This is a genomic window from Mesorhizobium sp. BH1-1-5, assembly GCF_020165615.1.
Lineage (GTDB): Bacteria > Pseudomonadota > Alphaproteobacteria > Rhizobiales > Rhizobiaceae > Mesorhizobium.
In genome coordinates this window covers 223,300-242,607 of record NZ_JAIUIM010000010.1, presented here as the reverse complement: position 1 = coordinate 242,607, position 19,308 = coordinate 223,300, and the positions used below count along the sequence as shown (strand labels likewise).

Genomic DNA, 19,308 nt, shown 5'->3' with positions numbered 1-19,308 from the left:
CCCCCCCCCCCCCACGCCTCGTCAACACCCAGCGTCAGAAGCCGCCGGAAATGCTACCGCCTCAAGGCGTAGACATTGTCCATCGACGCGCCGCCCAGCGGCAGCGCCATGTCGTCGTCGAGCAGCCGGGTGATGCGGGCGAAGCCGACAAAGGCTTTGCGGGCTTCCTCGGCCGACATCTTGCCCGACACTGCCGCCGCGCAGCAATTCAGGGCGCATTGATAAACCGGGCCGCGTCTTCCCGTTGGCCACTTCCGCAGGAACACCATCGCCTCGGAGACGCTATCGACTTCCTCCACAGGGTATCCCTGCCCACGCGCAATTCGCACTGGGGTAAAGAAATGCAAGCGATCCATGATTATCCTCCCGGTCGACCGCAACGCAGCCGAACTTCATTAAACGCACGTCTCGCGGATGGGTTCCAAACAAATTTGGTTGCCGACGGAAAAAGTTCGGAACCGGCGGCCTGCGCGAAAAACGCTTGGCGACTCAGCTCGATCCGGCCCGGATCCGCCGGATAACGGCGATTCTCATTGAATATCTTTAAGGCGAAAGCCGGCAAATGGGTTGCTTGCCGGTTCCCCAGGGTCAGGCTTAACCTCCCCGGTCAAACGCGAGAGGGCGCGTTTTGCAACAAGGGGAACACTTGCAATGACCATTCAAGGCGCCTCGCCCGACCTCTATAACGAGGATCTGGCTCCCGCAACGGTCAGGAACTGGGGACCGTTTTCGATCTTCAACGTCTGGACCTCGGACGTCCACAGCCTCTGGGGCTACTACCTGGCGGCAAGCCTGTTTCTGTTCTGCGGTGGCTTCGTCAATTTCGTCATCGCCATCGGCATCGGCTCGCTAATCATCTACGCGCTGATGAACATGGTCGGCTATGCCGGCGTGAAGACCGGCGTGCCCTACCCCGTGCTTGCCCGCGCCTCCTTCGGCATCTGGGGCGCCAATGTCCCGGCCCTGGTGCGCGCCGTCGTCGCCTGCTTCTGGTACGGCGCGCAGACCGCCGCCGCGTCCGGCGCGATCGTGGCCCTGCTGACGCGCCTGCAATGGTTCGACGAGTTCAACAAGAGCTCGCATATGCTCGGCCATTCCACTCTGGAGGTGATCTGCTTCATCATCATCTGGGCGCTGCAGTTGCTGATTATCCAGAAGGGCATGGAAACGGTGAGACGGTTCCAGGACTGGGCCGGCCCGGCCGTGTGGATCATGATGCTGATCCTGGCCATCTATCTTTGCGTCAAGTCAGGCACTTTCGCCTTCACCAGCGACATCCCGATGGACGTGCTGCTGGACAAGACCAAGGACGCCGGCGTTCCGGGCGAGCCCGGCTCCTGGACCGCGCTCTTCGCGGTGGCGGCGATCTGGGTGACCTATTTTTCGGCGCTCTATCTCAACTTCTGCGACTTCGCCCGCTACGCGCCTGACGCCGCGGCGCTTCGCAAGGGCAACATCTGGGGCCTGCCGGTCAACCTCATCCTGTTCTCGCTCGTGGCCGGCGTCACCACGATTGCCGCTTATGACGTCTACCACGAGGTGCTGCTCCACCCCGACCAGATCTCGGCCAAGTTCGACAGCTGGTTCCTGGCCGCTCTCGCCGCGTTGACCTTCGCGGTGGCGACGCTGGGCATCAACGTAGTGGCGAATTTCGTCTCGCCGGCGTTCGACTTCTCCAACGTCTTCCCGCGCCAGATCGACTTCAAGAAGGGCGGCTACATCGCGGCGGTGATCGCCCTGGTGCTCTATCCCTTCGCGCCGTGGGAAGGCAGTGCCGCTTCCTTCGTAAACATCATCGGCGCGACGATGGGGCCGATCTTCGGCGTGATGATGGTCGACTACTACCTGATCCGCAAAAGCGAGGTCGACGTCGAGGCGCTCTATCGCGAGGACGGCGAGTTCCGTTTCCAGAGCGGATGGCATGTCAACGCCTTCATCGCCGCCGGCATCGGCGCCATCTTCTCCTCGATCCTGCCCAACTTCACCAACTGGCTGCCGTCCTGGTGGGGCGTCTACGGCTGGTTCTTCGGCGTGGCGATCGCGGGCGCCGTCTACTACGTCCTGCGCACAATGGCGCTCGGCGCGGGTGCCAAGATGGCGAAGGCCTGAAGTAAGGGAGCGGGCAGTAGAGACTAGGCAATAGAGAATGCCATCTACTGCCTACTGCCTACTGCCTACTGCCTACCATCTCCGCCAGCCGCCGCACCGTGTTCCAGTTGCGCGACGTGCCGACACCGAAGCGCTTGTGATTGGCGGCGGCAACCAGCCGCGAGCTCGGCCGCTCGCGTGAGAAGACGAGCCAGATGTCGCCGTCGACCAAAAGCACCTTCTCATCGTCGGCGGCATGGGCCCGGAGTGCTTCAACGGCATCCGCAGGCACCTTCTCGCGCATCACACGTACAGCCACTTGGTCGCCCGTGTCAGCGGATTCAGCCGGGAACGGATTGCCGGCAGAAAGCCGCAGCCAATCCTCGGCGCCGCGCACGATGATGTCGACATGGCGGCCGAAGGTCTTTTCGAAGGCTTTTTCCAGCCGCTGTTCGAGCTTTGAGATCTCGCCCGCTCGAGCCTCGAACACCAGATTGCCGGTGGCCACCAGCGTGCGGACGTTCTTCAGGCCCAGTCCCTCGGCCATCGCCTTGAGGTCGGCCATGACCACGCGCCGCCCCTCGCCCAGAATGATGCTGTAGAGCAGCGCTACATAGGTCCGCATCAAACCAGGCGCGACTGATCCACCGCCGCCGAAATAAAGCTTGCGAACAGCGGATGCGGGTCGAGCGGCCGGCTCTTCAGCTCGGGGTGATATTGCACGCCGATGAACCAGGGATGGTCGGGATACTCGATCGTCTCGGGCAGCACGCCGTCGGGCGACATGCCGGCAAACACCAGGCCGCAATCCTCGAGCCGCTGCTTGTAGTCGATGTTGACTTCGTAGCGGTGCCGGTGGCGCTCGGAAATCTGCATGTCACCGTAGATATCCGCTATTTTCGAGCCCTTGGCGAGTTCGGCCTGGTAGGCGCCGAGCCGCATCGTGCCGCCGAGATCGCCTGTGGCCCTGCGCTTTTCCAGCATATTGCCCTTCAGCCACTCGGTCATCAGGCCGACGACGGGCTCGTCGGTCGGACCGAACTCCGTCGACGAGGCATGGTCGACGCCAGCCAACGAGCGGGCCGCCTCGATGCAGGCCATCTGCATGCCGAAGCAGATGCCGAAGTAAGGCACCTTGCGCTCGCGGGCGAACTTTGCCGCCAGGATCTTGCCTTCCGAACCACGCTCGCCGAAGCCGCCGGGAACGAGGATGCCGTGCACCTTCTCCAGCCAGGGTGCGGGATCTTCCTTCTCGAAGATCTCGCTTTCGATCCAGTCGAGCTTGACCTTGACGCGGTTGGCGAGGCCGCCATGCGACAGCGCCTCGATCAGCGATTTGTAGGCGTCCTTGAGGCCGGTGTACTTGCCGACGATGGCAATGGTCACCTCGCCTTCCGGATTGTGGATATTGCTGGAAAGCTTTTGCCACGGCTCCATGCGCGGCTTCGGCGCCGGATCGATGCCGAAGGCCGCCAGCACTTCCGAATCGAGGCCTTCCTGGTGATAGGCCAAAGGCACGTCATAGATATGCGGCACGTCCAGCGCCTGGATCACGGCGCTTTCGCGCACGTTGCAGAACAGCGACAGCTTGCGGCGCTCTTCCTTCGGGATCGGCCGGTCCGCGCGCACCAGGAGGATGTCGGGCGCGATGCCGATGCCGCGCAATTCCTTGACCGAATGCTGCGTCGGCTTGGTCTTCAGTTCGCCGGCGGTCGGGATGTAGGGCATCAGCGTCAGATGCACATAAACCGCGTTGTTGCGCGGCAGGTCGTTGCCGAGCTGACGAATCGCTTCCAGGAACGGCATCGCCTCGATGTCGCCGACCGTGCCGCCGATCTCGCACAGCACGAAGTCGTAATCGTCATTGCCGTCCAGCACGAAATGCTTGATCTCGTCGGTGACGTGCGGGATCACCTGCACGGTCGCGCCGAGATAGTCGCCGCGCCGCTCGCGCTCGATGATATTCTTGTAGATGCGGCCGGTGGTGATGTTGTCCTGCTGGTTGGCCGAGCGGCCGGTGAAGCGCTCGTAATGGCCGAGATCGAGATCGGTCTCAGCACCGTCATCGGTCACGAACACTTCGCCATGCTGGTACGGCGACATCGTTCCAGGGTCGACATTGAGGTAGGGATCGAGCTTTTTGATCCGCGCGCGATAGCCCCGCGCCTGCAGAAGAGCCCCAAGAGCTGCTGCGGCGATGCCTTTTCCGAGTGAGGAAACCACGCCGCCAGTGATGAATACATATCGCGCCATGGGAGTCATCGCTTAACGCGGCCTGATTGATTCCGCCAGAGAAAAAACCGCCGCGAAGGCTTTTTCCCAAAATGGCGCCGGTGCCAGTGAACGGCGTTTTCACTATTCAAAACAAAAGGGCCGGCAGTGCCGGCCCTTTCGGCAGTTTGATGGAAAGCCTTAGATAATAACAACCTTGGTGCCGATCCTGACGCGGCTGTAGAGGTCCATGACGTGCTCGTTGATCATGCGGAAGCAGCCGTTGGAGGCGCTGGTGCCGATCGACTGCGGCGCGATAGTGCCATGGATGCGCAGATGCGTGTCCTTCTTGCCGTCGTAGAGGTAGATGGCACGCGCGCCGAGCGGGTTCTGGCCACCGCCGTTCATGCCGTCCTTGTACTGGCCGTAGTGCTTCGGCTCGCGCTTCTGCATGTCGAGCGTTGGGATCCAGCGCGGCCATTCCTGCTTGTCGCCGACAGCCACCGTGCCCTTGAACTGCAGGCCTTCGCGACCAACCGCGATGGCATAGCGCCGCGCCGTCGAAAAGCTCTCGACGAGATAAAGGCGACGGGCACTGGTATCGATGACGATCGTGCCAGGCTCATAACCCGAGAACGCAACGTCCTGCGGCACGAATTCCGGCTTCACCTTGAAGGGCCGCTTGGCGTCCTTCTTGGCCAGCGCCGAATCGAGCGCGCGGGTCTCAGGCAGATAGTTGATCGAAGACGTCTGGGCGCTGCCGCCGAAGAGGCCGTCGAACAGACCGGCGCTGCTCGCCTGTTTCTGGCCGGGCTGCTCACTGCGCAGTTCACCGTCGTTGCCTGTGGCGGCGATGTTCATGGCCTCAGCCGGGATAGGCTCCTCGGCCTTGACCGGGACGATCGGCGCGACCGGCTCCAGCGGCGCGATGATCTTGGTGGTCTTCTTGGCAGGCTTGGCGTCGGCGACTTCAGCCGGAGCGGCCGCGCCGCCGGCCTTCTTGGCGAGCCATTCCTGGCGCGCGGCGTCCGCCTTGGCCTTGGCCGCCTCGCGCATCGCCATCTTGCGAGCATCGAGCGCCTTCTGTTTGGCGGCTTCCTTGTCGGCCGCGATCCTGGCCTCGATCTTGCTGATCTGCGCGAGATCGTCCGAGGTCGGGTTTTTCTTCTTCTTGAGAAGCCTCAGCTGCGATGCGTCGCTCTTGGCGGCGGCAACGGGAATGGCGTCGGTTTTCTCTACCGACGGGGAGGAGACCATGTTTGCCGGTCCGGCAAGGGCCGCGGAACCCATGCCGAGGACGGCACAGACTCCCAAAATGATGAAGCTGCGAAGCTGCATGGCGAAGATCCGATCGTTCAAATGCAAGTTGCCCACGGCGTCGCCCGGCGCCCCCCAAGGACGCCGAAAGTGCCGCGCGCAATCTATAATCGATTAGCCGTCATCGCCTCAAGCTGAGGCAGGCGCCACGCCCGGTTGAATCTTCGTGATCGGGCGCGCATTTGCCGCGACTGTGTTCAAAGAACAACAGATCGCGGCCCGGTGCTTGTCCGGCTATTGGTTCGGAACCTGCGGGGTGACCGGCAAGGTGACGCCGTTGGTCGCCGGCGCGGTGGTCGGATTCGCGGGCGCCGGAGCAGGCGCTGTGGCCGAAGCCGGCGCGGTGGTGCCGTTGGCAAGCGGCGTGGTGGTCGCCGCACCGCCAGCCGGAGCCGCGGGAGCAGAGCCGCCGGCCGGGGCCGCGGGCTTGGAGGTACCCACCGGTCCGTTGGAGCCCGGCAGCTGGTTGAGCACGCCGTTACCCTGGCTCGACGTCGCCGGACGATCAAGAATGTCGATCGGCTTCTCGCCGTAGCGGGCAATGATCGACAGCGCCAGCGACGTCACGAAGAAGGCCGCCGCCAGGATCGCGGTGGCGCGGGTCAGCGCGTTGGCGGCACCCCGCGCCGTCATGAAACCGGAACCGCCGCCGATGCCCAGGCCGCCGCCTTCGGAGCGCTGCAGCAGCACCACGCCGACAAGGGCGAGCACGACCATGAGGTGGACGACGATCAGTACGGTTTCCATAATTTATCCTGGCGAGGCCCTGCGCGACCGCGCATACGACCGATGATTTGGAGGCGGCTCCTTACAATGCTTTGGCGGCATTTCCAAGCCCGTGGCCGGGAATATGGGAAGCAATGCGGCCATTACAACGATTTAGGCCGCGCGAGCCTGGGAGACGCTCTCTAGGAGATGTTCATGTAAGCTTCCGCAATGGCCAGGAAGTCGGCCGCCTTGAGGCTGGCGCCGCCGACCAGCGCGCCGTCGACATTCGCGACGCCGAGCAGTTCCACCGCATTGGAAGGCTTGACCGAGCCGCCGTAAAGAATGCGCATCCTCGCCGCGGCATCGCCGAGCAGCCCGGTCAGCTTGCCGCGGATATGCGCATGCGCCTCGGCGACGTCGGCCGCGGTCGGCGTCAGGCCGGTGCCGATGGCCCAGACCGGCTCGTAGGCGATGATGGTGTTCGCCGCGGTGGCGCTGGTCGGAACCGACCCTTCGAGCTGGCGCGACAGGACATCGAGCGTGGCGCCCGCCTCACGCTCGGTGCGCGTCTCGCCGATGCAGATGATGGCCACCAACCCTGCCCGCCAGGCCGCCGAGGCCTTGGCATGGACCGTCGCATCATTGTCGCCGAACAGTTCGCGGCGCTCGGAATGGCCGACGATGACGTGGCTTGCGCCGGCATCCTTGAGCATCTCGGCCGAAATCTCGCCGGTAAAGGCGCCGCTCTCCTTGGGATGGCAGTCTTCTCCACCGGCCCGAACCGGTGTGCGCGATAGGATCTCGGCGGCGCGCTGAAGCAAGGTCGCCGGCACGCACACCACCGCCTCGGTCTCCGCGTCCAGGCCGCTCATGAAGCCGTTGCCGATCGACCGCAGCTCGTTGAGGGAGGCGCTGGTGCCGTTCATTTTCCAGTTGCCGGCGACAAGCGGGCGGATTCCAGGGGTCATAGGGCGCGTTCTCCGAGCGACATTAAGCAGCGCCCTCACTACCAAAATCAGGTCACAAAGCAATCGACAGTGGGCCGGAAGGGCGCTATTGCGCTTGTTTCAGACTCGGCGCATGCGAAAATGCGCAAAAATCGGAAGTATGCATGCTTGGTATATTGAGAAGCGCGGCGGGCACCTGGGTCGCGAAGGCGTTGCTGTCCTTGCTGGTGCTAAGTTTCGCCGCCTGGGGCATCACCACCCGTATGGTGGGTGGTGTGCTGGGTGGCCACCATGCGGTGATCACCGCCGGCGGCACGGAGGTTTCGATCAACGAATACCGCCTCGCCTATGATCGCCAGCTCAGCCTTCTGTCGCAGCAATATGGCCAGCGCGTCACCCAGGAGCAGGCCAAGCTTCTCGGTGTCGACAACCAGGTGCTGGCGCAGCTCGTTTCGGGCGCTGTGCTGGACGAGCAGGCGCGCAAGCTCGGTCTCGGCCTTTCCAAGGATCGGCTGGCCGAACTGACGCGCGAGGATCCGGCCTTCAAGGGCCCCGGCGGCCAATTCGATCGCCGGACCTTCGAATACCTGCTTCGCCAGCTCAACATGCGGCCCGAGGATTACCTCAAGAACCGCTCGCAGGTGGCCGTGCGCCAGCAAATCATCGAAGCGATCTCCGACGGCATGAAAGTGCCGCAGACCTTCCTCAAGGCGGTCTCGCTCTATCGCGGCGAGGATCGCACGATCGACTACCTCGTGCTGCCGAAGACGCTGGTGCAGCCGATCGAGGCGCCGTCCGACAGCGCCCTCAACGCCTATTTCGACGCCAACAAGAAGAACTATGCCGCTCCGGAATACCGCAAGTTCTCTTATGCCCGGTTGGAGCCGCAGGACATCTCGGATCCATCCGCGGTGACGGACCAGCAGGTCAGCGATGACTATAAAAAGAATGTCGCGCGCTACACGACGCCCGAGATGCGCACCATCGAGCAGCTGGTGTTCAAGACGCCGGATGCGGCCAAGGCCGCTTTGGATTCGCTGAAGGCTGGCGCCACTTTCGACAAGCTCATCACCGCCGAGGGCAAGACGCAGGCCGACACGCTGCTCGGCACGCTGGCCAAGGACAAGGTCGCCGACAAGGCTGTCGCCGACGCGGCCTTCTCGCTCAATGCCAACGAGGTGAGCCAGGTCGTCCAGGGCGCCTTCGGTCCCGTGCTGTTGCGCGTCACCGAGATCAAGCCGCAGGTGGTGAAGCCGCTTTCGGAAGTGTCCGCCCAGATCCGTAAGGACCTGGCGCTCGGCGAAGCAAGCCGCATCCTGCTCGACGTTCACGACAGCTATGAGGACACCCGCGCCTCGGGCGCCTCGCTTGCCCAGGCCGCCGACAAGCTGAAGCTCAAGGTCGTCACCATCGATGCCATCGACCGTACCGGCCAGCGGCCGGACGGCACGATCGTCAACGACCTGCCGGAATCGGCCGAGCTGATCAAATCGGTGTTCGCGGCCGAGCCCAATACGGAGAACGAAGGCCTGACCACTGCCGACAACGGTTTCGTTTTCTACGAGGTGCAGTCGATCACGCCGGCGCGCGACCGTACATTGGACGAAGTCCGCAAGAAGGTCGCGGCCGACTGGACGGAGGCCGAGACCGACAAGCGGCTCGACGCGAAGGCTCAGGAACTGGAGAAGCGCCTCAAGGCCGGCACCACGCTCGACGTCATCGCCGGCGAGCTCAAGCTCGACAAACAGACCAAGCGCGGCTTGAAGCGCGAAGCCGACGATGCCGATTTCGGCAAGGAGGGTGCCGCAGCCATGTTCGGCGTCGGCGAAGGCGGCACTGGCTTGATCCCCTCGCCCACCGGCGACGGTCAGATCCTGTTCAAGGTCGCCGAGGTCTTCGAGCCGGCAGGCGCCGATGGCAGCGCGGTGCCGGACGAAGCCCAGAAGTCCTTCGGCGCCGGCATGTCCGACGACCTGCTCGACCAGCTGGTGGCGCAGTTGCAGTCGCAATATGACGTTCGCATCGATCCGAACGCCGTTTCGCAAGCACAGACACGATGAGCGCTCTGAAGACACACATAGCCAAGGTCGCCACCGGCACCGCGCTTTCCTTCGAGGAAGCGCGCGAGGCGTTCGACATCATCATGTCGGGCGACGCGACGCCCGGCCAGATCGGCGGCTTCCTGATGGCGCTGCGCGTGCGCGGCGAGACGGTGGGCGAGATATCCGGCGCGGTCGCCACGATGCGCGCCAAGATGCTGCGCGTCGAGGCGCCGCACGACGCCATCGACATCGTCGGCACCGGCGGCGACAATTCGCATTCGGTCAACATCTCGACCGCTTCGGCCTTCGTCATCGCAGCCGCCGGGGTGCCGGTCGCCAAGCATGGCAATCGCGGCCTGTCCTCGCTGACCGGCTCGGCCGACGTGCTGACGGCGCTTGGCGTCAAGATCGATATCTCGCCCGAAATGATCGGCCGCTGCATCCACGAGGCCGGCGTCGGCTTCATGTTCGCGCCGGCGCATCATCCGGCGATGAAGCATGTCGGGCCAACCCGCGTCGAGCTCGGCACGCGCACCATCTTCAACCTGCTCGGGCCGCTGTCGAACCCCGCCGGCGTCAGCCGCCAGATGGTCGGCGTTTTCCTGCCGGAGTGGATAATGCCGGTGGCCGAGACGCTGAAGGCGCTGGGCGCCGATCACGCCTGGGTCGTCCACGGCGACGGCTATGACGAGATCACCACGACGGGCGAGACCCAGGTGGCGGAGCTTGCCGGCGGCGAGATCCGCGGCTTCACCTTGACGCCGGAAGCCGTCGGACTGAAGCGGCACACCAAGGAAGAACTGCGCGGCGGCGACGCCGCCTACAACGCCAAGGAACTGCGCGATATGCTGGGCGGAACCGCCGGCGCCTATCGCGACACGGTGCTGATGAATGCTGGCGCCGGACTGGTCGTGGCCGGCAAGGCGACGACATTGGCCGATGGTATCGCCGCGGCGGCGCAAGCGATCGACAGCGGCCGCGCGCTTGGCGTGCTGGACAAGCTCGTCGAGATTTCGAACGGATAAGGCCTTGTCGGACATCCTGCGCAAGATCGAAGCCTACAAGCGCGAAGAGATCGCCGCGGCGAAGCTCCGCGTGCCGCTGGCCGAGATCAAGGCGCAGGCTGTGGACGCCGAGCCACCGCGCGGTTTCCTCGCGGCGCTCGAAGCCAAGCGCCGGGCTGGCGGCTTCGCGCTGATCGCCGAGATCAAGAAGGCCAGCCCCTCCAAGGGCCTGATCCGCGCCGATTTCGATCCGCCGGCGCTGGCCAAGGCCTATCAGAAAGGTGGCGCGGCCTGTCTTTCGGTGCTGACCGACGCGCCGTCCTTCCAGGGCGCTCCGGAATTCCTGACGGCGGCGCGTGCGGCCGTGCGCCTGCCGGCCCTGCGCAAGGATTTTCTGTTCGATCCCTACCAGGTATACGAAGCACGCGCCTGGGGCGCCGACGCAATCCTGATCATCATGGCGAGCGTCGACGACGCGCTGGCCAAGGAGCTTGAGGCGATCGCTTTCGAGCTCGGCATGGACGCCCTTGTCGAGGTGCATGACGAAAAGGAAATGCAACGCGCGCTTGGCCTGTCATCGCGCGTGATCGGCATCAACAACCGCGATCTGCGGACCTTCGTGACCAGCCTCGATGTTTCGGAGCGACTGGCGGACATGGTGCCGGCGGACCGGCTGCTGGTCAGCGAAAGCGGCATCTTCACGCATCAGGACTGCCGCCGGCTGGAAAAGAGCAGGATTGGCACTTTCCTCGTCGGCGAGAGCCTGATGCGGCAGGCGGACGTGGCCGCGGCGACCGAGCTTCTGCTGACGGGCAAGGCGCCGGCCGAGGCCGTTTGAGGATGCCTGCCCTCACCCATCTTGGCGCCAAGGGCGAAGCCAATATGGTCGATGTCGGCGGCAAGGCCGAGACGACGCGCACGGCGATCGCCGAAGGTTTCGTCTCGATGCGGTCTGAAACGCTGGAGATGATTCTCGCCGGCGATGCCAAGAAAGGCGATGTGCTGGGCACGGCCCGTATCGCCGGCATCATGGCCGCGAAGAAGACGCACGAGCTGATCCCGCTCTGCCATCCGCTGCTTCTGACAAAAGTTGCCGTCGAGATCGAGCCGGACCGTTCGCTGCCCGGCCTCAGGGTCACCGCGCTCGCTCGCGTCACCGGCAAGACCGGCGTGGAGATGGAGGCGCTGACCGCTGCCTCGGTCGCCTGCCTCACCATCTACGACATGGCCAAGGCGGCGGACCGCGGCATGGTGATCTCCGGTATCCGTCTGGTCGAGAAGACCGGCGGCAAGTCCGGTGACTACAAGGTGGATGCCTGATGGCATTGGTTCCGGTCGCCGAAGCGCTCCAACGCCTGCTCGACGGCGCCACGCCATTGCCGGGCGAAAGCATTCCGCTGGCGGAAGCGGCCGGGCGGGTCCTGGCGCAACCGGTTGTGGCGCTGCGCACGCAGCCGCCCTTCAATGCCTCCGCGATGGATGGCTATGCCGCGCGTTCCGCCGATGTTGCTTCAGTGCCGGCACAGCTCGAGGTCATCGGCATGGCGCCTGCCGGGCGGGGCTTTTCCGGATCCGTCGGGAAAGGCCAGGCCGTGCGCATCTTCACCGGCGCGCCGGTGCCCGAAGGCGCCGATACCATCGTCATCCAGGAAAACGTCCGCGACCTTGGCAACCGCAAGATCGAGGTGACCGAGCCGACCGCGGAAGCACGCAATATCCGCCGCGCCGGGCTCGACTTCGGCCAGGGCGATGTGCTGCTCAACAAAGGTCGCGAACTCGATGCGGCAGCGCTTTCGCTCGCGGCGTCGGCCAACCACCCTGCCTTGAGCGTCGTACGCCGGCCGCTGGTTGCCATCATCGCCACCGGCGACGAATTGCTGCCGCCGGGGAGCGCGCTCGGCCCCGACCAGATCATTTCCTCCAACGCCTATGGCGTTGCCGCCGCCGCCCAGTCCGTCGGCGCGCGCGCGCTCGATCTGGGCATCGCCGCCGACCGCAAGGAGGCGATCGCGGCGCTGGTCAGGAAAGCGGTCGAGGCGAACGCAGACGTCATCGTCACGCTCGGCGGCGCGTCGGTCGGCGACCACGACCTGATCCATGACGTGCTCATCGGCGAAGGCATGACGCTCGACTTCTGGAAGATCGCCATGCGCCCCGGCAAACCGCTGATGTTTGGCCGGCTTGGCAATGTCCGATGCATCGGCCTGCCCGGCAACCCGGTGGCCAGTATCGTCTGCTCGCAACTCTTCCTGAAACCGCTGCTTGCCCGGCTCGGCGGCCGCGATCACAGGCAGGACGTGCGAGCCGCCCGGTTGGGCGCCGCCATGCAGGCCAACGATGTCAGGCAGGACTATGTGCGCGCCGTCGTGCGCGAAGAAGCCGGCGCCCTGATCGCAACACCTTTCGGCATCCAGGACTCCTCGATGCTGCGGATGCTCGCCGACGCCAACGGCCTGATCCTGCGTGAGCCCTTCGCGCCGGCCGCCGAGACAGGCGCCGAATGCAGCGTTCTGATGTTACGCTGAACAAAACGTCAACAAATTCACTAAACTTTAAACGGTTGCGGAACACAACTGGAACAGATAGTGTTTGTTCTGGGTTTGTTTTTCTGATTCTGGTTTCAGAACCCGTGGGGGCCGCCGATGCTGACGCGCAAACAACATGAACTCCTGATGTTCATCCATGAACGCCTGAAGGAGAGCGGGATTCCCCCATCCTTCGACGAGATGAAGGAAGCGCTCGACCTTGCATCCAAGTCCGGCATCCACCGGCTGATCACGGCGCTGGAAGAGCGCGGCTTCATTCGCCGGCTGCCTAACCGGGCGCGTGCGCTGGAAGTGTTGCGCCTGCCCGACTCGATCGCCCCCGGCCTCAATGCGGCGAAGAAGTTTTCGCCAAGCGTCATCCAGGGCAGCCTGGGTCAGAACAATGTCAGTCGTCAGATCAGGCCGGTGGCGCCGTCGCGAGCCCCGACGCCAAGCAATGACGACGATGCCGTTTCGGCCGTATCCATCCCGGTGATGGGACGCATCGCCGCCGGTGTGCCGATCGACGCCATCCAGCACCAGACGCATTCGATCACCGTGCCGCCGGACATGATCATGGGCGGCGAGCACTATGCGCTGGAGGTCAAGGGCGACTCGATGATCGAGGCTGGCATCTTCGACGGCGATACCGTCATCATCCGCAACGCCAATACGGCGAGCCCGGGCGAGATCGTGGTGGCGCTGGTCGACGACCAGGAAGCGACCTTGAAGCGCTTCCGCCGCAAGGGTGCCTCGATCGCGCTCGAGGCCGCCAACCCGGCCTATGAAACCCGGATCTTCGGACCGGACCGGGTCAAGGTTCAGGGTAAGCTCGTCGGACTTATCCGCCGCTACTGAGCAAGGCTGGGCGGCGGTCTTCGTCCGGAATTGCCCGACATCTATTCTGTCGGCTGCGGCGCTGCAGCCGGCTTGTCCGGCCGTTGATAGGGCGGCAGCCCCCTCGCCTCGCGCGTGTATTTCCGTTGCTCGTGCCAGGGTCGATATGGTTCTTCGACCGCATAGCGAGCGGTTGGCCGCGCGGTTGCCGATTGCGGATCGAAGAAGACGGCGGCGCTGCCGTCGCGCGCCAGCTGCCGCTTGGTGACGACAAGCACGCGCGGATCGTGGCAGGGGTTGTAGGCGGTGGCGTCGTTGATGACGATGAGGTCGGCGAAGCCGCAGGCCGGCCGCGCGCTGCCGCGGTTCTCGGCGAGCGCGACGATGGCGCCGGACGGATGCCGGCCGATGCAGAGGTCGTCCGTACAGTAGAAGGGCGAGCCGGGCGGCAGGTCGACCGGATCGGCGATGTCCAACGCATCTTTGGCGAACGTTTCGGGCGGCACGATTTCCTCGGCTTTCAGCGCCCGTTTCCAGTTGTCGGTGGTGAATTCGTTGGAGCGTTCGCGATTGACGGCGAGCTCGCCGCCGCCGATCGGCATTGCCACCAGATGCGCGTCCTCGGAGATGAGCACATCCGGCGTGCTCACATGCGGAATGGCCAGCAGCGCGGCGAGAGCGAAGGGCACGGCTGCCAACCTAAGCCAGGTGGTGGCCATGGTCGCGATGACCAGCGCGATCGTCGCCAGCAGCACCGACTGGATCGAGATCAGCCCGACGGCATCGACCGGTGAGCGCTCGGAGATCCACGCCGAAATGGCGATCATCGCCGTCAGGCCCTTGCCCATCACATAAAGGAACGGACCGTCGAAGCCGAAGGGCATCGCCAGCGCGCTCAACACGGCGAACGGCATGACGATCAGCGAGACGATCGGCATCACCGCCAGATTGGCAAACAGGCTGAGCGGCGACACGCGCTGGAAATGCCAGATAGCAAACAGCAATGTAGCGCTGCCCGCGATGAGCGAGGTTACGGCGGCGCCACCCACCCCGAGCGCCAGTTTTCGCGACAGGTACCCGAGGAACGATCGCTTTGCCGGCGGCGTTGTCGTTTTGCCGGCGCGATAATCGGCAAAGCCGGCAAAGGCGCCGACCAGGGCGGCGGTGGCAGCAAACGACATCTGGAAGCTCGGGCCGACCACCTCGTGCGGCGAGACAAGGATGACGGCGATGGCCGAGATCGCCAAGTTGCGCATGGTCAGCGCCGCGCGGTCGAAGAGCACGGCGGCGAGCATGACAGCCAGCATGATGAAGCTTCGCTCGGCCGCCACGACGATGCCGGAGATCACGAGATAGGCGGCGATCGAGAGCAACGCTATTCCAGCGGCATATTTCTTCACCGGCCGGCGCGACGAGAAATCCGGAAACAGCGCGAAGGCGCCGCGCAAAAGCACCATTATCGTGCCGGCGACCAGCGCCATGTGCAGGCCCGAGATAGAAATGATGTGGTAGATGCCGGTCCGCCGCATCGACTCGTTGATCGCTTCCGGAATGCCGGCGCGCACGCCGACGATCAGCGCCGCGGCGATCTCGCCTTCGGACCCGCCGATGGCGCTCCTGATATGGTCGGCAATGCCTTCGCGCGCGTTTTCGATGGCCGATGTGACGCGCGCGCCAAAAGGTGCCTCCACTGGCCCAATCAGCTTCGGATCGCCCAGGAAAAAGCCGCTGGCGCCAATGCCGGCAAAGTAGCTGTCGAAGGAATAGTCGTAGCTGTCCGGCCGAACCGGGCCGGTCGGCGGCAACAGCTTGGCATAGCCCGTCAGCATCGAGCCGGCGGTCATGCCGGGTGGGATCCTGCGCGCCGACAGCCTGACGCGGTCCGGCGCGTAGCGCAGCTTCGGATGCTGCGTGGAAATCAAGTCGATGGTCAGCCGGACGCGGCCGTTGGCCATCGCCTCGGCGGTGACGAGGCGGCCGGTCAGCCGCGTCTGGATTTCGGAGCCCAGCATCGGCGTCGCCATCCGCCAGGTCTCCACCTTGGCGCCGAGAAAGCCGAGCGCACAGAAAAGGCTCGCCATGAAGACAAGGTGCGTTTTCTGCCAGGAACGCGAGACCGCCGCGCAGATGGCCATCAGGGCCACCGCCGCAATTGGCCTGTAGAGATCGGGCTCACTGCCTAGCGAGAAGTAATAGATGACGCCGGCCGCAAGGAAGACCGGCACCAGCAGGAAGCCGATACCGCGATCGAGCTCGGTCGTGGCGGCGACGGCAATGCTCCGGCGCAGTGCAGGAAGCGAAACGCGGCCAAGCTGCTTGCGGATCCGGCTGACGGTGCCTGCCGGCGAGGCTGGCTGTAGCGCATCGTCGCTGGACGGCAGAAGCTCGGTTGGTGGACGGAATTCCGGAAGCGAAACCGGCGCGGCCTCTGCGGGCGAGGCATGGACAAACATCAGGCGCTCGCTGACGCCCGCCGTCGTTCCCTCGCCCTTCTCCGCGCCCCGGCCACGTCCAGCCATCGGGTCTGCCCCTTGCGCCCCAGACCGCCTATGCTACATGAACGCCGACCGCGTGGAAGTCCGCGCGAAACATGCATTTTTTCAGTGCTTCTTCGAGAGTTCCATGTCCGACAAGGTCGTCACCCGTTTTGCCCCCTCGCCGACAGGCTATTTGCATATCGGTGGCGCGCGCACGGCGCTGTTCAACTGGCTTTATGCCAAGCACACCGACGGCACGATGCTGCTGCGTATCGAGGATACCGATCGCGAGCGCTCCACCGAGGCTGCCACGGCTGCCATTCTCGACGGACTGACCTGGCTCGGCCTCTCCTGGGACGGCGACGCCGTTTCGCAGTTCGAGCGCGCGCCGCGCCATCGCGAGGTGGCCGAGGAGCTCGTGCGCATGGGCAAGGCCTACTACGCCTATGAGACGCCGGCCGAGCTCGAGGCGATGCGCGAGGCCGCGCGCGCCAAGGGCCTGCCGCCGCGCTACAACGGCCACTGGCGCGACCGCGCTCCGTCCGAGGCGCCGTCAGGCGTCAAGGGCGCGATCCGCATCAAGGCGCCGTCCGAGGGCGTGACGATCGTCAACGATCGCGTGCAGGGCGAGGTGCGCTTCCCGAACAAGGATCTCGACGACTTCATCATCCTGCGTTCTGACGGCGTCCCGACCTACATGCATGCTGTCGTCGTCGACGACCACGACATGGGCGTCACCCACATCATCCGCGGCGACGACCACCTGACCAACGCCGCGCGCCAGACGGTGATCTATAACGCCATGGGCTGGAACGTGCCGTCGATGTCGCACATCCCGCTGATCCACGGCGCCGATGGCGCCAAGCTGTCGAAGCGGCATGGCGCGCTCGGCGTCGAGGCCTATCGCGCCATGGGCTACCTGCCGGAAGCCCTGCTCAACTATCTGGCGCGGCTCGGCTGGAGCCATGGCGACGACGAGGTGATGTCGATCAAGGACATGGTCGCCTGGTTCGACATCGGCGATGTCAACAAGGGCGCGGCCCGCTTCGATTTCGCCAAGCTCGAGGCGCTGAACGGCGTCCATATGCGCAAGATGGACGACCAGGCGCTGTTCGACATCTTCGTCGCCACTTTGCCCTATCTCGAAGGCGGCCCCGCACTTGCGGCAAAGCTCGACGACAGGCGCAAGGCGCTGCTGCTCGCCGCCATGCCTGGCCTCAAGGAGCGGGCCAAGACCCTTGTGGAACTGGTCGACGGCGCGGCCTTCCTGTTCGCCGAGCGGCCATTGCCGCTGGACGAGAAGGCGGCGGGCTTGCTCAACGCGGATGCGCGCGCGATTTTGCGCGGCGCGCATGGCGCATTGTCTTCTGTCCAGGGCGAGTGGAACGCCGCTTCGGCGGAGGCTTCGATCCGCGAATTCGCGCAGGCCGGCGGGCACAAGCTCGGCGCCGTAGCGCAACCGCTCAGGGCCGCGCTGACCGGCCGCAGCACTTCGCCCGGCGTGTTCGACGTGCTTGCCGTGCTGGGCCGTCAGGAAAGCCTGGCGCGCATAGCAGATCAAATCGATTAGGAGCGAACTGGCCCAAGAAGATTGGCATTGAAAGGTGTGTTTCGCAGTGCAACATTAGGCCTTGGCCCAATCTGGCACGCACCTCCTAAAATGCGGTGGCGAGTTCGCGCATTCCGGTGACTTCGACGTGTCGTTTGCAGGAATTGCCTTGCCGGCCTGAGGATACAAAAGGAGTTGAGAATGAGCGAAGCTGCGACAAAACTGGAACCGGGCAGCAAGGCGCGCGAGTCGACCGCCAGGCTCGAACTCGCCGGCAAGACGCACGAATTGAAGGTGCGAAGCGGCACGGTCGGGCCTGACGTCATCGACATCGGTTCGCTCTACAGCACGACCGGCGCCTTCACCTACGATCCGGGCTTCACCTCCACCGCAAGCTGCGAGTCTGGGATCACCTTCATCGACGGCGATGCGGGCATCCTGCTGCATCGTGGTTTCCCGATCGACCAACTTGCCGAGCATGGCGACTTCCTCGAAGTCTGCTATTTGCTGCTCTACGGCGAGTTGCCGACCAAGGCCCAGAAGGACGACTTCGACTATCGCGTGACGCGCCACACCATGGTGCATGAGCAGATGTCGCGCTTCTTCACCGGCTTCCGTCGCGACGCGCATCCGATGGCCGTCATGTGCGGCGTGGTCGGCGCGCTGTCGGCCTTCTACCATGACTCGACCGACATCTCGGACCCGTACCAGCGCATGGTCGCCTCGATGCGCCTGATCGCCAAGATGCCGACGATCGCGGCGATGGCGTATAAGTACCATATCGGCCAGCCGTTTATTTACCCGAAGAACGATCTCGGCTTCGCGGCCAACTTCCTGCACATGTGCTTTGCCGTGCCGTGCGAGGAGTACAAGATCAACCCGGTGCTGGCGCGCGCCATGGACCGCATCTTCATCCTGCACGCCGACCATGAGCAGAACGCCTCGACCTCGACGGTTCGCCTGGCCGGCTCTTCCGGCGCCAATCCGTTCGCCTGCATCGCCGCCGGCATCGCCTGCCTGTGGGGTCCGGCGCATGGCGGCGCCAACGAAGCGGCGCTGAACATGCTGGGCGAGATAGGCCATGTCGACCACATCCCCGAGTTCATTGCCCGGGCCAAGGACAAGAACGACCCGTTCCGCCTGATGGGCTTCGGCCACCGCGTCTACAAGAACTACGATCCGCGCGCCAAGATCATGCAGAAGACCGCGCATGAGGTGCTAGGCGAGCTCGGCATCAAGGACGATCCGCTGCTCGACATCGCCATGGAGCTGGAAAAGATCGCGCTGACCGACGAGTATTTCATCGAAAAGAAGCTCTACCCGAATGTCGATTTCTACTCCGGCATCACGCTGAAGGCGCTGGGCTTCCCCACCACCATGTTCACCGTTCTGTTCGCGGTCGCGCGCACCGTCGGCTGGATCGCGCAGTGGAAGGAAATGATCGAGGATCCGCACCAGAAGATCGGCCGCCCACGTCAGCTTTACACCGGCGCCACGGAACGCGACTACGTGCCGATTGCGAAGCGGTAATTGAGCGAATAGCGAAATAGCGAGTAGCAAATAGGGGAAGAAGGGCAAACCGACACAGCCCTATTCGCTATTC

General features: G+C 64.4%; 16 protein-coding genes. 9 read left to right on the top strand and 7 right to left on the bottom strand.

Going from position 1 to position 19,308, the window contains the following annotated elements; translation table 11 throughout:
* Nucleotides 1-53 precede the first annotated feature (53 nt).
* Nucleotides 54-356, bottom strand: coding sequence for a DUF982 domain-containing protein (locus tag LB572_RS16065; RefSeq protein ID WP_073986813.1), 303 nt, complete (start codon nt 354-356; stop codon nt 54-56).
* A gap of 295 nt (nt 357-651) precedes the next feature.
* Between LB572_RS16065 and LB572_RS16060 the strand changes: the two genes are divergently transcribed.
* The gene (locus LB572_RS16060) at nt 652-2,109 is read left to right on the top strand and encodes an NCS1 family nucleobase:cation symporter-1 (RefSeq protein WP_224668381.1); all 1,458 of its coding nucleotides are present in this window, start codon (nt 652-654) and stop codon (nt 2,107-2,109) included.
* Between the two features lie 58 nt (nt 2,110-2,167).
* Here LB572_RS16060 and LB572_RS16055 read toward each other — a convergent pair whose 3' ends face one another.
* From LB572_RS16055 to tpiA, 5 genes are all read right to left on the bottom strand, one after another.
* The gene (locus LB572_RS16055) at nt 2,168-2,713 is read right to left on the bottom strand and encodes a DUF1697 domain-containing protein (protein WP_224668380.1); all 546 of its coding nucleotides are present in this window, start codon (nt 2,711-2,713) and stop codon (nt 2,168-2,170) included.
* A complete protein-coding gene (locus tag LB572_RS16050) occupies nt 2,713-4,350 on the bottom strand; it encodes a CTP synthase (RefSeq protein WP_318014039.1) in 1,638 nt (545 codons plus the stop codon). The genes LB572_RS16055 and LB572_RS16050 overlap by 1 nt, the downstream gene beginning before the upstream one ends.
* Nucleotides 4,351-4,500: 150 nt before the next feature.
* On the bottom strand, nt 4,501-5,637 hold the full coding sequence (locus tag LB572_RS16045) for a L,D-transpeptidase (RefSeq protein WP_224668378.1): 1,137 nt from the start codon (nt 5,635-5,637) through the stop codon (nt 4,501-4,503).
* Between the two features lie 213 nt (nt 5,638-5,850).
* Nucleotides 5,851-6,363, bottom strand: coding sequence for a preprotein translocase subunit SecG (gene secG, locus LB572_RS16040; RefSeq protein WP_224668377.1), 513 nt, complete (start codon nt 6,361-6,363; stop codon nt 5,851-5,853).
* Nucleotides 6,364-6,524: 161 nt separating this feature from the next.
* Nucleotides 6,525-7,292 (bottom strand): triose-phosphate isomerase, encoded by a 768-nt coding sequence (gene tpiA / locus LB572_RS16035; protein ID WP_224668376.1) that lies wholly within the window; start codon nt 7,290-7,292, stop codon nt 6,525-6,527.
* A gap of 143 nt (nt 7,293-7,435) precedes the next feature.
* Here tpiA and LB572_RS16030 point away from each other — a divergent pair, with 143 nt between their 5' ends.
* The 6 genes from LB572_RS16030 (at nt 7,436) to lexA (ending at nt 13,700) form a co-directional block, all read left to right on the top strand.
* Nucleotides 7,436-9,331, top strand: coding sequence for a peptidyl-prolyl cis-trans isomerase (locus LB572_RS16030; protein ID WP_224668375.1), 1,896 nt, complete (start codon nt 7,436-7,438; stop codon nt 9,329-9,331).
* Nucleotides 9,328-10,338 carry an anthranilate phosphoribosyltransferase gene (trpD, locus tag LB572_RS16025; protein ID WP_224668374.1) on the top strand — a complete coding sequence of 337 codons (1,011 nt, stop codon included), beginning with the start codon at nt 9,328-9,330 and terminating at the stop codon, nt 10,336-10,338. The genes LB572_RS16030 and trpD overlap by 4 nt, the downstream gene beginning before the upstream one ends.
* A gap of 4 nt (nt 10,339-10,342) precedes the next feature.
* Entirely contained in the window at nt 10,343-11,155 is an 813-nt protein-coding gene (trpC, locus tag LB572_RS16020) for an indole-3-glycerol phosphate synthase TrpC (RefSeq protein WP_224668373.1), read from the top strand.
* A gap of 2 nt (nt 11,156-11,157) precedes the next feature.
* Nucleotides 11,158-11,637, top strand: coding sequence for a cyclic pyranopterin monophosphate synthase MoaC (gene moaC, locus LB572_RS16015; protein ID WP_224668372.1), 480 nt, complete (start codon nt 11,158-11,160; stop codon nt 11,635-11,637).
* Entirely contained in the window at nt 11,637-12,842 is a 1,206-nt protein-coding gene (gene glp, locus LB572_RS16010; protein WP_224668371.1) for a gephyrin-like molybdotransferase Glp, read from the top strand. The genes moaC and glp overlap by 1 nt, the downstream gene beginning before the upstream one ends.
* Before the next feature lie 117 nt (nt 12,843-12,959).
* Nucleotides 12,960-13,700 (top strand): transcriptional repressor LexA, encoded by a 741-nt coding sequence (gene lexA, locus LB572_RS16005; RefSeq protein WP_140802398.1) that lies wholly within the window; start codon nt 12,960-12,962, stop codon nt 13,698-13,700.
* Nucleotides 13,701-13,741: 41 nt separating this feature from the next.
* Here the strand turns inward: lexA and LB572_RS16000 are convergent, their stop codons facing one another.
* Nucleotides 13,742-16,198: a ComEC/Rec2 family competence protein gene (locus LB572_RS16000; RefSeq protein ID WP_224668370.1), complete on the bottom strand. Its 2,457-nt coding sequence runs from the start codon at nt 16,196-16,198 to the stop codon at nt 13,742-13,744.
* Nucleotides 16,199-16,301: 103 nt separating this feature from the next.
* On the opposite strand from LB572_RS16000, the gene gltX reads away from it, so the two are divergent.
* Both gltX and gltA read left to right on the top strand, forming a co-directional pair.
* Nucleotides 16,302-17,726, top strand: coding sequence for a glutamate--tRNA ligase (gene gltX, locus LB572_RS15995; protein WP_224668369.1), 1,425 nt, complete (start codon nt 16,302-16,304; stop codon nt 17,724-17,726).
* Nucleotides 17,727-17,906: 180 nt separating this feature from the next.
* Nucleotides 17,907-19,235: a citrate synthase gene (gene gltA, locus LB572_RS15990; protein ID WP_140802401.1), complete on the top strand. Its 1,329-nt coding sequence runs from the start codon at nt 17,907-17,909 to the stop codon at nt 19,233-19,235.
* Nucleotides 19,236-19,308: the final 73 nt, after the last annotated feature.

Coding starts and splice junctions, on each gene's coding strand:
- gltA (WP_140802401.1), top strand. CDS start 17,907: ATGAGCGAAGCTGCGACAAAACTGGAACCGGGCAGCAAGGCGCGCGAG.
- gltX (WP_224668369.1), top strand. CDS start 16,302: ATGTCCGACAAGGTCGTCACCCGTTTTGCCCCCTCGCCGACAGGCTAT.
- tpiA (WP_224668376.1), bottom strand. CDS start 7,292: ATGACCCCTGGAATCCGCCCGCTTGTCGCCGGCAACTGGAAAATGAAC.
- glp (WP_224668371.1), top strand. CDS start 11,637: ATGGCATTGGTTCCGGTCGCCGAAGCGCTCCAACGCCTGCTCGACGGC.
- lexA (WP_140802398.1), top strand. CDS start 12,960: ATGCTGACGCGCAAACAACATGAACTCCTGATGTTCATCCATGAACGC.
- LB572_RS16055 (WP_224668380.1), bottom strand. CDS start 2,713: ATGCGGACCTATGTAGCGCTGCTCTACAGCATCATTCTGGGCGAGGGG.
- LB572_RS16000 (WP_224668370.1), bottom strand. CDS start 16,198: ATGGCTGGACGTGGCCGGGGCGCGGAGAAGGGCGAGGGAACGACGGCG.
- LB572_RS16030 (WP_224668375.1), top strand. CDS start 7,436: ATGCTTGGTATATTGAGAAGCGCGGCGGGCACCTGGGTCGCGAAGGCG.
- LB572_RS16045 (WP_224668378.1), bottom strand. CDS start 5,637: ATGCAGCTTCGCAGCTTCATCATTTTGGGAGTCTGTGCCGTCCTCGGC.
- LB572_RS16060 (WP_224668381.1), top strand. CDS start 652: ATGACCATTCAAGGCGCCTCGCCCGACCTCTATAACGAGGATCTGGCT.
- secG (WP_224668377.1), bottom strand. CDS start 6,363: ATGGAAACCGTACTGATCGTCGTCCACCTCATGGTCGTGCTCGCCCTT.
- moaC (WP_224668372.1), top strand. CDS start 11,158: ATGCCTGCCCTCACCCATCTTGGCGCCAAGGGCGAAGCCAATATGGTC.
- LB572_RS16050 (WP_318014039.1), bottom strand. CDS start 4,350: ATGACTCCCATGGCGCGATATGTATTCATCACTGGCGGCGTGGTTTCC.
- LB572_RS16065 (WP_073986813.1), bottom strand. CDS start 356: ATGGATCGCTTGCATTTCTTTACCCCAGTGCGAATTGCGCGTGGGCAG.
- trpD (WP_224668374.1), top strand. CDS start 9,328: ATGAGCGCTCTGAAGACACACATAGCCAAGGTCGCCACCGGCACCGCG.